The 14,449-nt window shown below is 70.1% G+C and carries 16 protein-coding genes and 1 tRNA gene; 11 read left to right on the top strand and 6 right to left on the bottom strand.

Annotated features, from left to right (window positions below; genetic code table 11):
• Window positions 1-37: 37 nt before the first annotated feature.
• The 3 genes from F6W97_RS07380 to F6W97_RS07390 are packed head-to-tail and all read right to left on the bottom strand — an operon-like array spanning window position 38 to window position 2,536.
• Window positions 38-742, bottom strand: a complete 705-nt coding sequence (locus F6W97_RS07380) for a CDP-alcohol phosphatidyltransferase family protein (RefSeq protein WP_155369349.1) — start codon at window positions 740-742, stop codon at window positions 38-40.
• Window positions 729-1,799, bottom strand: coding sequence for an iron-containing alcohol dehydrogenase family protein (locus F6W97_RS07385; protein ID WP_155369350.1), 1,071 nt, complete (start codon window positions 1,797-1,799; stop codon window positions 729-731). Before F6W97_RS07385 ends, F6W97_RS07380 begins: the two co-directional genes overlap by 14 nt.
• Window positions 1,787-2,536: a phosphocholine cytidylyltransferase family protein gene (locus tag F6W97_RS07390; protein ID WP_155369351.1), complete on the bottom strand. Its 750-nt coding sequence runs from the start codon at window positions 2,534-2,536 to the stop codon at window positions 1,787-1,789. The genes F6W97_RS07385 and F6W97_RS07390 overlap by 13 nt, the downstream gene beginning before the upstream one ends.
• Before the next feature lie 212 nt (window positions 2,537-2,748).
• Between F6W97_RS07390 and F6W97_RS07395 the strand changes: the two genes are divergently transcribed.
• The 3 genes from F6W97_RS07395 to corA all read left to right on the top strand — a co-directional run bounded on the left by F6W97_RS07395 (window position 2,749) and on the right by corA (window position 5,970).
• On the top strand, window positions 2,749-3,147 hold the full coding sequence (locus F6W97_RS07395) for a CBS domain-containing protein (protein ID WP_120321578.1): 399 nt from the start codon (window positions 2,749-2,751) through the stop codon (window positions 3,145-3,147).
• Between the two features lie 154 nt (window positions 3,148-3,301).
• Window positions 3,302-4,396: an aminotransferase-like domain-containing protein gene (locus F6W97_RS07400; RefSeq protein WP_155369352.1), complete on the top strand. Its 1,095-nt coding sequence runs from the start codon at window positions 3,302-3,304 to the stop codon at window positions 4,394-4,396.
• 509 nt (window positions 4,397-4,905) lie between these two features.
• On the top strand, window positions 4,906-5,970 hold the full coding sequence (corA, locus tag F6W97_RS07405; protein ID WP_230686505.1) for a magnesium/cobalt transporter CorA: 1,065 nt from the start codon (window positions 4,906-4,908) through the stop codon (window positions 5,968-5,970).
• A gap of 63 nt (window positions 5,971-6,033) precedes the next feature.
• On the opposite strand, the gene F6W97_RS07410 is transcribed toward corA, so the two are convergent.
• On the bottom strand, window positions 6,034-6,714 hold the full coding sequence (locus tag F6W97_RS07410; RefSeq protein ID WP_155369354.1) for a hypothetical protein: 681 nt from the start codon (window positions 6,712-6,714) through the stop codon (window positions 6,034-6,036).
• A gap of 222 nt (window positions 6,715-6,936) precedes the next feature.
• On the opposite strand from F6W97_RS07410, the gene F6W97_RS07415 reads away from it, so the two are divergent.
• From F6W97_RS07415 to F6W97_RS07445, 7 genes are all read left to right on the top strand, one after another.
• Window positions 6,937-7,461 carry a peptidylprolyl isomerase gene (locus F6W97_RS07415; RefSeq protein WP_155369355.1) on the top strand — a complete coding sequence of 175 codons (525 nt, stop codon included), beginning with the start codon at window positions 6,937-6,939 and terminating at the stop codon, window positions 7,459-7,461.
• A gap of 10 nt (window positions 7,462-7,471) precedes the next feature.
• Window positions 7,472-8,416 carry a rhomboid family intramembrane serine protease gene (locus F6W97_RS07420; RefSeq protein WP_155369356.1) on the top strand — a complete coding sequence of 315 codons (945 nt, stop codon included), beginning with the start codon at window positions 7,472-7,474 and terminating at the stop codon, window positions 8,414-8,416.
• Window positions 8,417-8,505: 89 nt separating this feature from the next.
• Window positions 8,506-9,000 carry a hypothetical protein gene (locus tag F6W97_RS07425; protein WP_230686472.1) on the top strand — a complete coding sequence of 165 codons (495 nt, stop codon included), beginning with the start codon at window positions 8,506-8,508 and terminating at the stop codon, window positions 8,998-9,000.
• 196 nt (window positions 9,001-9,196) lie between these two features.
• On the top strand, window positions 9,197-9,877 hold the full coding sequence (locus F6W97_RS07430) for a response regulator transcription factor (RefSeq protein ID WP_155369357.1): 681 nt from the start codon (window positions 9,197-9,199) through the stop codon (window positions 9,875-9,877).
• Window positions 9,870-11,285, top strand: a complete 1,416-nt coding sequence (locus tag F6W97_RS07435) for a sensor histidine kinase (RefSeq protein WP_155369358.1) — start codon at window positions 9,870-9,872, stop codon at window positions 11,283-11,285. Before F6W97_RS07430 ends, F6W97_RS07435 begins: the two co-directional genes overlap by 8 nt.
• 34 nt (window positions 11,286-11,319) lie before the next feature.
• Window positions 11,320-11,877 carry a hypothetical protein gene (locus F6W97_RS07440; protein WP_155369359.1) on the top strand — a complete coding sequence of 186 codons (558 nt, stop codon included), beginning with the start codon at window positions 11,320-11,322 and terminating at the stop codon, window positions 11,875-11,877.
• Window positions 11,878-12,031: 154 nt separating this feature from the next.
• A complete protein-coding gene (locus F6W97_RS07445) occupies window positions 12,032-12,736 on the top strand; it encodes a glycosyltransferase family 2 protein (RefSeq protein ID WP_155369360.1) in 705 nt (234 codons plus the stop codon).
• Here F6W97_RS07445 and F6W97_RS07450 read toward each other — a convergent pair.
• Window positions 12,690-13,661 (bottom strand): NAD(P)H-quinone oxidoreductase, encoded by a 972-nt coding sequence (locus tag F6W97_RS07450; RefSeq protein ID WP_155369361.1) that lies wholly within the window; start codon window positions 13,659-13,661, stop codon window positions 12,690-12,692. The genes F6W97_RS07445 and F6W97_RS07450 overlap by 47 nt on opposite strands.
• 75 nt (window positions 13,662-13,736) lie before the next feature.
• Between F6W97_RS07450 and F6W97_RS07455 the strand changes: the two genes are divergently transcribed.
• Window positions 13,737-13,823, top strand: a tRNA-Ser gene (locus tag F6W97_RS07455).
• A 188-nt stretch (window positions 13,824-14,011) separates the two neighbouring features.
• On the opposite strand, the gene F6W97_RS07460 is transcribed toward F6W97_RS07455, so the two are convergent.
• The gene (locus F6W97_RS07460) at window positions 14,012-14,284 is read right to left on the bottom strand and encodes a hypothetical protein (protein ID WP_155369362.1); all 273 of its coding nucleotides are present in this window, start codon (window positions 14,282-14,284) and stop codon (window positions 14,012-14,014) included.
• Between the last annotated feature and the right edge of the window lie 165 nt (window positions 14,285-14,449).

Consider the following 14,449-nt stretch of genomic DNA (forward strand, 5'->3'; position numbering starts at 1 on the left):
TTAGAGGTGTAGTTCTAAGAACTATGGTTCTAACAACTCAGCCGCGCAGTGCCGTACGGGCCGTGAAGGTGATGCTGGCCAGCAGGAAGCCGAAGTTGACCACGGTGAACGCGGCGATGAACCAGATCGTCAGGGCCGGGGCGACGGTCAGCACCAAGCCGGCGACGAAGATGACCGCGCCGTAGTCGCGGACCAGCTTCACGATGCGGACTGGCAGCGACGTCGAGGTGACCATCGAGTTCGCGTCACCTGCGGAGGCCAGCACGCTGGTGACGAGGTTGACCATCCAGGAGGCGGCGAACAGCGCGCCCAGCCATACCGGCGGCCGGGCAACCGCCACCAGCGCGGTGACCAGCAGGATCTGCGAGGCCACGTCGCACAGGATGTCGATCCGGGCACCCGCCGGGCTGCCCTGCCGGGTCACCCGGGCCAGCTGCCCGTCGGCGCAGTCCAGCGAGTACGCCACCTGCCAGCCCAGCAACGCGAGCAGCCCGTACAGCGGCGTGATCGCCGCGGTGCCGTCCTGGGCCCGCAGCACCAGCACTGTCGACACGGCGATGCCGAGCACCAGGTTGAGCAGGGTCAGGTGGGTCGGCTTGAGCCCCGTGCGGGCCGCGACCAGCGCGAACACCGCGCCGAGGCGCTGGCTGAACGCCTCGGAGAACAGCCCGCCGCCCCGGTTCACCGCGTAGAAGTCGGCGACCCCGGGGCGGGGCGTGGTCAGCGTGTCAGTGGACGGCATCCGCGTAGTCTGCCACCCGCTCGCCCAGCTCGTCGCGGCTGAGGTCGAGGTGTTCGAGGATGGTGTACCGGTCGGGCCGGGTCCGCGGGGCGAACTCGACCGCCGCGACGAACTCGGAGTCGCTGATGCCGAGGTCGGCCGGCGTACGCGGCAGCCCGTGCCGCTTCAGGCAAGCGCTGAGCTGGGCGAACCGTGCCTCATGCACCTTGTCGACGGACGCGCGCAGGTAGGTGCAGAACAGCGCGCCGACGCCGCACTGCTCGCCGTGCGCCGCGGTGCCCGGCCGGAGGATGTCCAGCGCGTGCGAGATCTCGTGGCAGCCGCCGCTGGACGGCCGCGACGTGCCACAGATGGCCATGGCCAGGCCCGTGGTGATCAGCGCTTCGGCGAGCAGCGTCACGAAGACGTCGTCGGTGACGTCGCCCGGGTGGTTGATCACCGCTTCGGCCCCGGACCGGGCCATCGCCACGGCCAGGCCGTCGACGGGCTCGCCGCGTACCCGGTGCGCCAGCTCCCAGTCGGCGATGGCGCTGACGTTGCTCAGCGTCTCGCCGATGCCGGAGCGGGTCTGCCGGTCCGGCCCGGCCTCGACGAAGTCGAGGTCCACCACCACGGCGAGCGGGATGTGCACGCCGTAGGACGGCCGCCCGCCGTCGTGGTCGAGCGTCGCGATGGGGGAGGCGATGCCGTCGTTGGCGAGGCTGGTCGCCACGCTGACCATCGGTATGCCGTACCGCGAGGCCGCGTACTTCGTGGTGTCGATGGTCCGGCCGCCGCCGATGCCCACCACCGCGTCGTAGTTGCGCCCGCGCAGGCGCTGGCCCAGGTCGAGCGCGGATTCGAGGGTGCCGCCCTCGATGTTGATGAACTCGGCCCGGTCCAGCGAGGGGCCGATCAGGTCGACGATCCGCTCACCCTGGCCCGGGCCCACCACGACCGCCACGTCGCCGCCGGCCGAGATGCGCCGGTCGGCCAGCAGTGCGGCCAGGCCCGCGACGGCGCCCCGCCGGACGTCGATGCTCAGCGGGGTCTGCACCGAGCGGGTCAGTAGCGGCATGCGATCTCCCGCGCGCGGGCCAGGTCGTCGTGGTTGTCGACCTCTACCCAGTCGATGCGCCCGATCGACGCGCCGCGGATGACTCCGCCGCGGTTGGCGAGCTCCTGGTAGCCGTCCTCGTAGTAGAGGTTGGGGTCCCGGTCGAAGGTGGTCTTGAGCGCGTCGGCCAGCGCGTCGGCGGCCTCGGGGCGGATCAGCGTCGCGCCGATGTACTCGCCGTGCGCGGTGGCCGGGTCCATCAGCTTGGTGATCTTCGCCAGGCGGCCGTCCTCGTGGAAGATCGCCTTCATCTCCTCGTCGGCGAGCTTCTTGTGGTCGTCGAGCGCCAGCACGATGCCCGCGTCGGCGTGCTCGGCGGCCTCGGCCGCGGCCAGCAGGGTGTGCTCCACCGAGACCGGGTGCACGGTGTCGCCGTTGACCAGCAGCACGCCCCGGGCGAAGTGCTCCCGGGCCAGCCAGAGGGAGTACGCGTTGTTCCACTCCTCGGCCTTGTCGTTGTGCACGAGGGTGAGGGTGACGCCGTACTTGCTCTCCAGGGCCGCCTGGCGGGCCTCGACGGCCTCGGCGCGGTAACCCACCACGACCACGACCTCGGTCAGCCCGACCTTCGCCAGATTGCGCAGGGCGATGTCGAAGATCGTCGTTTCGCCGTCCACCGGCACCAGGGCCTTGGGCAGCGTGTCGGTGTAGGGGCGCAGCCGGCGTCCAGCGCCCGCGGCCAGCACCATCCCGATCATTGGTGGCTCCTTCGAGGGGGGTATGGAGGTGTTTCGTCGCTGGTGAAGGCTACTGCACCTGAGCGTGGCGGCCGAGCCAGCACAAGCCGCGACCTATAACAAGTCTTGTGAGTTGCCCACAACCCGGCCCAAGATGTCCGTACGGTGCGTTTCAATGGGGTTGCGTTCCGAAGGGGTGATTGCATATGGCTAACGCTGCACAGGCGCACGCGATGCATGTTCGTGAGGCGATGAGCAAGCCGGTCCTGATGGTCGGCCCACAGCACACGTTGCGCCAGGCGGCTCAGCTGATGGCGATGCGCCGGGTGGGCTCGGCCATCGTGATAGATCCGGACGGCGAGGGGCTCGGCATCATGACCGAGCGCGACGTCCTCAACGCCATCGGCTCCGGCCTCGACCCGGATGTGGAGCAGTGCGCCAACCACATCACCTGGGACGTCGTCTACGCCGCGCCGCACTGGAGCCTCGAGGAGGCCGCCATGGCGATGGCCCGCGGCGGGTTCCGCCACCTGGTCGTGCTCGACGGCGACGAGGTGCTCGGCATCATCTCCGTTCGCGACCTGATGCGGGTCTGGGCACTGCGCCGGGCCGAGGCCGCCGCCTCCGTCTGACCCGCCTTTGACGATCTTGCGGGGAACCGTGGTTCACGCACGCCGGTTTTCGGCGGGCGGCCCCGGTTCCCGCAAGGATCGTCGTGATCATGGCGGATGACACGAAGGGATGGGTGGAGCGTTCTCGCATTTCGGGCGCATTAACCTGTTCAACATGACCGCCGAGCAGCTCATCTCGTTCGCCCGGGGCGCTCCGAGCCTCGACATCGTCGATGTCGAAGGGCTCAGCGCCGCGGCTGTCCGCGCCTTCGCCAACGACCCGGCCGGGCTCACCGCGTACGGCAACTCCTACGGCTACGGCCCGCTCCGCAAGTGGATCGCGGCCAAGCACGGGGTGGCCGTCGACCAGGTGCTGATCACCAACGGCTCCCTGCAGGCCGACGCGTTCCTCTTCAACCACCTCGTACAGCCCGGTGACCACGTCGTGGTGGAGAAGCCGACCTACGACCGCACCCTGCTGAACCTGAAGAACCTCGGCGCTGTCGTGCACCAGGTGACGCTGCACCCGGACGGCATCGACACGGCGGAGCTGCGCACCCTGCTGGAGTCGGGGGTGCGCCCGAAGCTCGCGCACATCATCCCGAACTACCAGAACCCGGCTGGTGTGACGCTGTCCGAGGCCAAGCGGCACGAGCTGCTCGCGCTGGCGCAGGAGTACGGCTTCACGATCTTCGAGGACGACCCGTACGTCGACATCCGGTTCCGCGGCGACGCGCTGCCGACGATGCTGTCGCTGGACACCGCGGGCGTCGTGGTGCACGCCAGCTCCTTCACCAAGACCGTCTGCCCGGGTGTCCGGGTCGGTTACCTGGTCGGGGACAAGCCCCTGATCGACGCGATCGCCGGCAAGGCCACCAACCTCTACATCTCGGCGGGCCAGGTCGCGCAGGGCATCGTGTACGAGTTCTGCGCCTCCGGCGACATCGACCGCTCGGTGGCCACGGTCAGCGCCGCGCTGGCCGAGCGGGCCACGGTGCTGGCGGAGTCGCTGCGCAAGCGGATCGACGGGGTGTCGTTCACCGAGCCCGACGGCGGCTACTTCCTCTGGATCGAGCTGCCGCGCGACGTGCACGTCGACAAGCTGCTGCCGGCTGCCGCCGAGCGCGGCGTGGCCGTGGTGAAGGGTTCGGACTTCCTGCTGGAGGGCGGGCAGAACGCGCTGCGGCTCGCGTTCAGCGCGGTCACCGCCGACCAGATCGACGAGGGTGTGCGCCGGCTCGCCGAGGCCATCGACGCCGTTCGCGGTTGATGCGCCGGTTCGGATATCCGACGGCTGTTCTGTCGTATTTCTGACAGTCGGATCGGGGGCGGGTGGGGTTCCCCTCGCGAGGTTACGAGGATCACAATGCGTCGGGCGCCTGTCGCCGACCGAGTGATGAGCACGCGGCTTGCCGCGGTGATCGGGACCTCGTGGCGCGTGGGCCCCCGCCCGCATTGCCCCCGCCCCCAATGAAAAAGGAACGTCGCCCACCCCCACCCCGGGTGGCGTTCCGGCGCCGGGTGGACCGAGTCGCATTCCCCCCGATAGCGGCACACATGGTCCACCCGGCGCCTCTTTTCTGCCCGCCGCGCCGAGTCCACTCACGATCACGCGCGTCCGCGCCGGTCCGACCGCCAAGTAGCCTGTCTGAGGAGTCTCCGGCGGTCGGCGACCCGGCGGAGGAGGCGATCGTGGTTGACGACATCCGAGACGACAACGGCCGGCGCGCCTCCAACGGCGATCGCCTGACCCGCGCCTTCACCGCCCCCGCCCGCGTGATGGGCCGCCTGGTGGGGCTGAGCGGAGACGCCGACGCCGGTCAGGTGCCCGCGCAGCCCGGCGAGCGCCGCGACGCGATCGTGGACTGCGCCGTATACCTCGACGGCATCCGCCAGCCGTCGACCGGCGACTACCGGGAGGCGCTCGCACAGGCACGCCGGCACCGGGGCGGGTTCGTCTGGCTGGGCCTGCACGCGCCGGACACCCAGCAGATGGAGGGCATCGCCGAAGCGTTCGACCTGCACGAGCTGGCCGTGGAGGACGTCGTCAACGCGGGCCAGCGGCCCAAGCTGGAGCAGTTCGGCGAGGTGCACTTCCTGGCCCTGCGCGCGGCGCGCTACGTCGAGCACAAGGAGCTGACCGAGCACTCCGAGGTGGTGGAGACCGGGCAGATCATGCTCTTCATCGGGCCGGACTTCGTGATCTCCGTACGCCACGGCGAGGCCTGCCGGCTCAAGCCGGTGCGCACGCACCTGGAGGCGCGGCCCGAGCTGCTCAAGCAGGGCCCCTGGGCGGTGGCGTACGGAGTGCTCGACCACGTGGTCGACCTCTACGTGGAGGCCGCCGACGGCATCAGCCAGGACGTCGACCTGATCGAGGAGAGCGTCTTCGCCCGCGACTCCAGCGGCCGGATGCAGCGCATCTACCAGCTCAAGCGGGAGCTGGTCGAGTTCAAGCGGGCGGTGCTGCCGCTGCAGCGGCCGCTGCAGTCGCTGATCGGCGACACCCCCGAGGTCACCAAGGAACTGCGCAAGTACTTCCGGGACGTGCAGGACCACCTGGCCCGGGTCGTCGACCAGGTCAGCTCCTTCGACGACCTGCTGATCTCGATCATGCAGGCGCGGCTGGCGCAGGTGACCGTCGACCAGAACAACGACATGCGCAAGGTCGCCGCCTGGGCGAGTATCGCCGCGGTCATCACCGCGATAGCGGGCATCTACGGCATGAACTTCGACTTCATGCCGGAGACCAAATGGACCTACGGCTACCCGATGGCCCTGTCCGTGATGCTCGCGTCCTCATACGCCGTCTACCGCATGCTCCGCCGCTCCGGCTGGCTCTGAACAAAGCAAGGGCACCTTCACATCGCTATGCGCTGTAGAAGGTGCCCCTGTTGACGTCGAGGGTCACATGCGGCCGTTTTTCGACCCGCTGGACGAGTACTTCGACGCGAAGCTGTCGGTGGCGTCGTTGGCCGCCTCCGCTGCGTCGCCGACCTTCGACTTCATGGTGTCGCGGCCGCCGCCCTTGAGCGAGGACGCCGCCTCGTGCAGCTTGTCGGCCGTCTTGTCCATGGCCTTGCTGGTGTGCTGCGTGGCCTTGTCGATCACCGAGTCGGCCTTGCCGGCCGTCTTGTCCGTCATCGACTTGGTCTCCGAGCGCATCGACTCCAGCGCCTGGCTCGGGTCGTACTCCGACCACTGCTGCTGGCGACGGCGCTTCATGACCAGCGCACCGGCGATGCCGACGGCCGCGCCCGCGGCGAGCAGCCCGATCAGCATCCCCGTGTTGCCACTGCGTGACACGTGGCCCCCCTTCTTGTGCTTGCGCGCCTTGGCATGAGCCTTCTTGCTGGCGTGCATGGCGTCGGCGGCGCCCTCCCGGTATGCCGCGGCGAGCGGCGTGAGGGCGGACATCGTCGAGCCCATGCCCCGCGAGGTGACCTGGCGCATGCGTCCGGTGGTCGGACCGAACGACGCCCCGACCCCGCCGGCGGCATGTGTCGCCGCCTGCAGGAAATGGTCCCAGCTCTGGCCCATTTCCTCGCGCATCAGCTCCGCGCGCGTCTTCTTGTGAAATCCGAGCATCTTCCCCCGCCTTCCTGCCCCGCACCCCCGCGCGAGGCAGACGATCGCTCCAGACGCCCCCGCGCCCGTGCGGTGGTATCGCAGGGCGCGCCGTCACGACGAAAGCGCGCCCCGTTCATGTCCCTGACTGCCATCCTGCCTCGCCGGACGCCATCGCACACCCGGAACGGGCACATGGGAGAATCTGTCGGTAACCAACCACTCGAATATCAGGAGTTAGACGTGGCTGACGCCCGTTTCGCCGTCCTGCACACCAGCGCCGGTCCCATCCGCCTGGAGCTCTACCCGAACCACGCCCCGAAGACGGTCAAGAACTTCGTGGAGCTGGCGGAGGGCACCAAGGCGGGGGCGACCGACCCGCGTACCGGCCAGCCGATCACCGGCCCGTACTACGACGGCACGCCGTTCCACCGGGTGATCGACGGTTTCATGATCCAGACTGGCGACCCGACCGGCACCGGTCGTGGTGGCCCGGGGTACACCTTCGACGACGAGTTCCACCCGGAACTCAGCTTCAGCGAGCCCTACCTGCTGGCGATGGCGAACGCCGGCCCGAAGACCAACGGGTCGCAGTTCTTCATCACCACCGGTGCCACGACCTGGCTGAACTTCAAGCACACCATCTTCGGCAAGGTCGCCGACGCGGACTCGCAGAAGATCGTCGACGCTATCTCCAGCTCGCCGACCGACGCCGGCGACAAGCCGCGCGAGGCGATCGTCATCGAGCGAATCGACATCGAGCGCTAATCTCGCACCCATGACGTCTCCCGCACCCCAGGGTGGCCTGCCGCCCGTACCGAGCTGCTACCGCCACCCGGGGCGGGAGACGCACCTGAAATGCACCCGCTGTGAGCGGCCCATCTGCCCGGATTGCATGATCCCGGCCTCGGTGGGCCACCACTGCCCCGACTGCGTGGCCGAGGGCCGGCGTACGCAGCGCCCCGCGCTGACCCACTTCGGCGGGTCCCAGGTCGGCATGCACGGCTACGTCACCAAGACGCTGATCGGGCTCAACCTGCTCGCGCTCATCGCCGGCGCGCTGCTGGTGGGCATGCCCGCACTGTTCGCCGGGGGCCTGTTCACCAACGTGACCGAGTGGCAGTTCATCGGCGGCGTGCTGGGCGAAACGATCACCGTGGGCCCGCAGGGGGCGATCTACGCGGGTGCGTTCCCGGACTTCGGCTCGGTCTGGCCGGGGCTGAACGACGGTGGCTACTACCGGCTGTTCACCGCGATGTTCATCCACTACGGCGTCATCCACTTCGTGATGAACATGTGGGCGCTGTGGGTGCTCGGCCGGCCGCTGGAGGCGGCGCTCGGCCCGGTCCGGTTCGCGGCGGCCTACCTGCTCTGCGGCATCGGCGGCAACGTCGCCGGCTACATCTTCAGCGAGAACGGGGTCGGGGCGGGCGCCTCGACCGCGATCTACGGCCTGTTCGCCATCTACTTCTTCGTGCTGAAGCGGCTGGGCCGGGACGCGTCCGCGATCATCCCGGTGATCGTGGTGAACGTGGCCATCTCCTTCGCCATCCCGGGCATCGGCATCGCCGGCCACCTCGGCGGGCTCGCCACGGGCGCGATCGTGGGCGCCGGTCTGGCGTACGCGCCCAGGGAGAACCGGACCCTGGTGCAGACGGCCGTGCTGGTGCTGACGTTCCTCGGCCTCATGGGTGTGACAGTGGCCCTGTCACTGACCCGCTGACCTGGGAAATCGTCACATCGACGATGGTCGAGCGCTGATCGCATGAGTGACCCGCGTGACGTGTGTCACGCGCGCTCGTTGCTCCTTACATGGACGTCTTCTCGCGTACGTTCCTTCCCGCCACCGGCGAGGCCGGCATTCCCATGGCCACGGTCAGCCGGCATATGCCGATCTTCCGGCGCTGTGTCGAAGCCGGTGACGCCACCGTGCTCGTCGCCCGCGCCCTACGCCCCGAGCGCCCGCTCGGCCGTGAGTTCCTGATGCTGCTGACGTACCGCCGGCTCGTGATCACCCAGGAGAGCCGCATCATGCGCCGGCTCCGCCTGCACCTGAACACCGACCTGCGCCACCTCGCCAACGTCACCTGGCACCCGGACCCGCGCCTGTCGGCGATCGAGTTCGCGGCCACCGCCGTCGACGGCATCCGGGAGCGCTTCTGGATCCACGCGGGACACCCCAAGCAGGTCTGGCACCTGGACGCCCTGTTCAGCCACGTCTTCAAGCCGAAGCTGATCGCCCAGCGCACCGCCGGCATGAACGCCACCCCCTACGCCTCCTTCGCCGACCACCTCGTCGGCGCCTGACCCATCCCCCCGGGTCCTCGCCAAGATCGCGACGATCTTGCGTGAACCGTTGCCGGTACGCCCGATATGAGCGTGTCGCACCCACGGTTCGCGCAAGATCGTCGCTTTGTTGGGGTGGGGTGGGGTGGCGGCGGGGGCGGGGGAAGGTTTGCGGCGCGCTTACGTGGTTCGTACATGGGTCGGACATGATGGCGGCGTGAGTGAGAAAGGGCTGGTGCTCGTCGTTGAAGACGAGCGGCCTATCGCGGATCTGATCCGGCTTTACCTGCAGCGGGACGGGTACGGGGTGCAGGTGGAGTCCGATGGGGCGGCGGGGCTTGCCGCGGCGCGGAGGTTGCGGCCGGCCGCGTGTGTGCTGGACATCGCGTTGCCGTCGATGGACGGGACGGAGATCTGCCGGCGGTTGCGGGCCGAGGACATCTGGGTGCCGATCATCTTTCTCACCGCGCGCGACGACGAGGTCGATCGCATCGTCGGGCTGGAGTTGGGGGCCGACGATTATCTGACCAAGCCGTTCAGTCCGCGGGAGCTGGTCGCGCGGCTCAAGGCGGTGCTGCGGCGCTCCGGCGGGACGCCCGAGCCCGACCGCAGCCGGGTGGTGGGGCCGGTGCGACTCGACCCCGCGCGGCGCGAGGTCACCGTCGGCGCTGCCGCCGTGCAACTGACCAGCACCGAGTTCGACCTGCTGGCGCACCTGATGAGCCGGCCCGGCCGGGTCTACACCCGCGACGAGCTGCTGTCCGCTGTCTGGGGGTACGCCGCACACGGTGGGACCCGCACCGTGGACGTGCACGTCGCCCAGGTCCGGGCGAAGCTCGGCGAGGCCGCGATCATCGTGCGCACCGTCCGGGGCGTGGGGTACACCGCCGATGCCTGACCGCCGTGCCGACCTCACCGTGCCGATCCGGGTGCTCGCCGCCCCCTCCCGGCCCACCGTCAGCACGAGCACGCTGACCACCCGGGCCGTGCTCGCCGGGGTGATCGTCGCGCTGATCACGCTGGTGGCCGGCGCGCTGGTCGCGGTGCCGCTGGCCGCCCGCGCCGCCGAGCGGGCCGCCCGGGAAGGGCTCGCCTCGCAGACCGACGTGGTGGCCCAGGTGCTGCGCTCCCGGCGGGCCGCCGCCGCGGACGCCAAGTTGATCGAGCAGCTGCGCAAGCTCGACGGAGACGTCAACGCGTACCTGATCACCTCCGGTGCGGCCGACCGGCCCGGGCTGCCCGCCCGGGTGGTGCAGCAGGTCGCGGACGGCAAGCCGGTCAGCGAGCGGCTGGTCATGGTCGGCGGCCGGCCGTCGATGGTGGAGGGCCGCACGCTCGGCGGTGGCGACGGTGTGGTGCTCGCCCGGCCCGCCGCCACCGGGATCAGCCGGCAGGTGCTGCGCAACCTGTGGCTGCCGCTGCTGGCCGGGCTCGGCGCGGGCGTGCTGGCGGGCGTGCTGCTCGGCCGCAGGCTGGCCCGCCCCATCCGCAACGCGGCCACCGCCGCGGCCCGCCTCAGCTCGGGCGACCGCACGGTGCGCCTGGCCGCCGAGCCGCCGCAGGAGGTGGAACGGCTCGCCCACTCGATCAACGAGCTGGCCGAGGCGCTGGCCACCAGCGAGGGACGCCAGCGCGAGTTCCTGCTGTCCATCTCGCACGAACTGCGCACCCCGCTGACCACCATCAAGGGGTACGCCGAGGCGCTGTCCGACGGCGTGGTCGGCCCCGACGGCGCCCAGGAGGTCGGGCAGACCGTGCTCGCCGAGGCCGAGCGCCTGGACCGGCTCGTCGCCGACCTGCTCTCACTGGCCCGGCTCGACGCCGCCGACTTCGCCATCCAGCTCACCGACGTCGACCTGGTGTCGCTGGTGACCTCGGCCGAGCGGGCCTTCGGACCGCGCGGCGCCCAGGCAGGCGTGCCGGTGCACGCCGAGGTCCCGGCGGGCGAGGTGTGGGTGCACACCGATCCGCTGCGGCTGCGCCAGATCATCGACGGCCTGGTCGAGAACGCGCTGCGGGTGGTGCCGCCCGGCCGCCCGATCGTGGTGGCCGTACGCCCCCTGCCCGACCGCACCGCGATCGAGGTCCGCGACGGGGGCCCCGGTCTCACCGACGACGACCTGGCCGTCGCCTTCGAACGCGGCGCGCTGCACCAGCGCTACCAGGGCGTACGCCAGACCGGCAGCGGCCTGGGCCTGGCCCTGGCCGCGGGGCTGGCCCGACGCCTCGGTGGGGTCATCGAGGCCGGTCACGCGGCCGAGGGCGGGGCCCGGTTCACGGTTTACCTGCCCCGAACATCGGCCTGACCGCCGCCAGGCGAGGGCGGGAGAGCCTGGCGTCATGAGAAGAATCGGCCTCACCGTCGCCCTGGGTCTGTCCGCACTGCTGGGCCTGACCGCCTGCGGCCCGTCTGACATGTCGTCGGCCGCCACCGGCCTGGTCGCCTCGGTCGAGGCCGAGGCGCTCGCCGCGATGGGTGTCGCGCCCATGGACCTCGTCGCCGCCGAGAGTGAACTCGACACCACCGCCTCGCCCGCACCCGACGCCAAGGACAAGCTCGGCGAGCGGGCGGAGAACTGGCGCAAGCGCCACGCGCTGCGGGTCGCCCTGCGCCGTGACGTGCAGCACGGCGAGGCTGTCGTGGAGAGCAAGAAGGGCCCCGTGACCGTGCTCGTCCAGCGGGGTGTGGTCACCGCCGTCGACGCGACGTCGATCACCGTGAAGTCCGCCGACGGATTCACCCAGACCTGGCACTACGGGGAGAAGCTGCGGGTGGTGGAGAAGCGGGCCACGATCCAGGCCACCGAGCTCAAGGCCGGCGCCCAGGTGGCCGTCGCCGGCCCGAAGGACGGCGACACCCCCACCGCCCGCCTCATCGTGATCCCGCTGGCCCGCTGAGCCGGCGAGTGAGGAAGGGCACCTTCCACGACGTATACCGTTAAGAAGGTGCCCTTCCTTTTTGTCAGGGGGCGTTGACCTCTCCTGATGTGCGGGGATCCGACACAAGGGCTAGACTCGGCCGGTCCAGCCAGCGTCAGCAGCGGAGAGCCCCGTGAAGCTATCGATTCTCATGCCGGTCTACAACGAAGAGGCCCGGCTTGGCGAGGCGCTCAAGCAGGCACTCGCCGTCGACTACCCGTGTGAGATCGAGCTGGTCGTGGTCAACGACGGCAGCAAGGACCGCACCGCGGAGATCCTGAACACCTGCGACGACCCGCGGCTGCAGGCCTACCACCACGCGAAGAACGCCGGCAAGGGCGCGGCCATCCGCACCGCCGTCGAGTCCGCGACCGGTGACTACATGGTCATCCTGGACGCCGACCTGGAGTACGACCCCAAGGACATCCCCAAGCTGCTCGGCCCCGTGCTCGACGGCCGCGCCAAGGTCGTCTACGGGAATCGCAGCTTCGGCGGCCACGCCGCCTTCTCGTTCTGGTACGTGATGGGCAACAAGGGCGTCACCCTGTTCGCCAACGTGCTGTTCAACTCGTACATCGGCGACCTCGAGACCTGCTTCAAGCTGATGCCGCTGGAGCTCTACCGCTCGCTGAACGTCAAGTCCAAGGGCTTCGGCATGGAGGCGGAGGTCACCGGCAAGCTCCTGCGCCGCAAGAACCGGCCGTACGAGGTGCCGATCAGCTACACCGCCCGCACCCGCGAGGAGGGCAAGAAGATCACCGCGATGGACGGGATCGAAGCCCTGCTGATCCTCATGCGCGAGCGGCTGCGCCCGGTGCCGAAGTCGGCCCGGAAGTAACCAGCAACACCTTGCCGACGTGCTCGTTGGCCGAGACGGTCCGCTGAGCGGCCGCCGCCTCGGTCAGCGGCAGCACGCGGTCCACCACCGGGCGGATCGCGCCTGACGCGAGCAGCGGCCACATGTCCCGCCGGACCCCCGCCACGATCGCGGCCTTCTCCGCCGCGGGCCGGGAGCGCAACGCGGTCGCCGTGACCGAGGCCCGCTTGGCCAGCAGCGCGCCCAGGTTGAGCTCCGCTTTCGTGCCGCCCTGCAAGCCGATCACGACAAGCCGGCCGCCGGTCGCCAGCGCCTGCACGTTGCGCTCCAGATAGGCCGCACCGATGATGTCCAGGATCACGTCCGCGCCCACGCCGGTGAAATCGTCGCTGGTGTAGTCCAGGCACTCGTCCGCGCCCAGCTCCCGCAGCTGCTCGTGCTTGGCCGCCCGCGCCGTGGCCACCACCCGCGCACCCAGTGCCTTGGCGTACTGGATCGCGAACGTGCCCACGCCGCTGCCGCCGCCGTGGATGAGCACCGTCTCCCCGGCCCGCAGGCCCGCGACCATGGTCAGGTTCGACCACACCGTGCACGCCACCTCGGGCAGCCCGCCCGCGGTGACCAGGTCCACGCCGTCCGGCAGCGGCAGCACGTGTGCCGCGTCGACCGCCACCAGCTCCGCGTACCCGCCCCCGCCGAGCAGCGCGCACACCTCGTCGCCCGGCCGCCACGGCCCGGCACCCTGCTCGATCACGCCTGAGCACTCCAGGCCCGGGTACGGCGGCGCGCCCGGGGGCGGCGGGTAGACGCCGGCGACCTGGAGCAGGTCGGCCCGGTTGACCGCGGTGGCAGCGATCCTGATCAGCACACCGCCCTCGGCCGGGACCGGATCGGGGACCTCTGACCAGGCAAGTTCACCCTTGGCGGGGATCGTCATCGCGTGCACCAGACCATCTTGCCCCGAGACCGGTCCGGACGGGCGCGCGGCACGTCTGGCACACTGGTCGTCGGCGATACGCCAGGAGGGTTCGCCTAGTGGCCGATGGCGGTGGTCTTGAAAACCACTAAGGCAGCGATGTCTTCAAGGGTTCGAATCCCTTACCCTCCGCCGCGAACCAGCGGAACACGGCTCAGGGCCGGCGGGAGAAACTCTTCCCGCCGGCCCTGAGCCGTGCTGGTGCCGCATGGGTGAGACTCCGGCGAACGGCCGGTCTCCACCGTGTGGGCGCGGCACTTACATTGAGGGAGTGCGGCCCTCGGACCCAGGATGTTCGAGGGCCGCACCCGTTCGCACCGTCAGACCGCCGCGAGCCGGCAGGCCACGTCCGCCGTCGCCGGCGGGACGCTCAGCAGGGTGAGCTGCGTGGTGCAGACGGTGTAGGACAGGTCGCCCAGGGTGCAGGCGAGCCCGAACTCGACCCCGCCGAAGCCCTGCGCCGCCAGGTACGCGCTGCAGTCGCCGGGGGTGGCGTGGGCCGGGGTGGCCGCGATCGCCGATGCTCCGGCGAACGCGAGGGTGGCCGCGCCGATGACGGCGAGCCGCTTGCCGATGCCGTTGAGCTTGCGCATCGTGACACCTCCATAACTAGGAGTGATAGGAGATGCCAACATATCGATTCGTGCGGAGCGGCGATAGCTTCCGTCACTCCTTCGGCGAGGAGTGAATCGCAGGTGGAGACACTGAAGCGCGGCTCACGCCGTTCATCTACATAGGAATCGAGTTCACGCGCCGCG

This window comes from Catellatospora vulcania (genome assembly GCF_009720385.1).
Taxonomy (GTDB): Bacteria; Actinomycetota; Actinomycetes; order Mycobacteriales; family Micromonosporaceae; genus Catellatospora; species Catellatospora vulcania.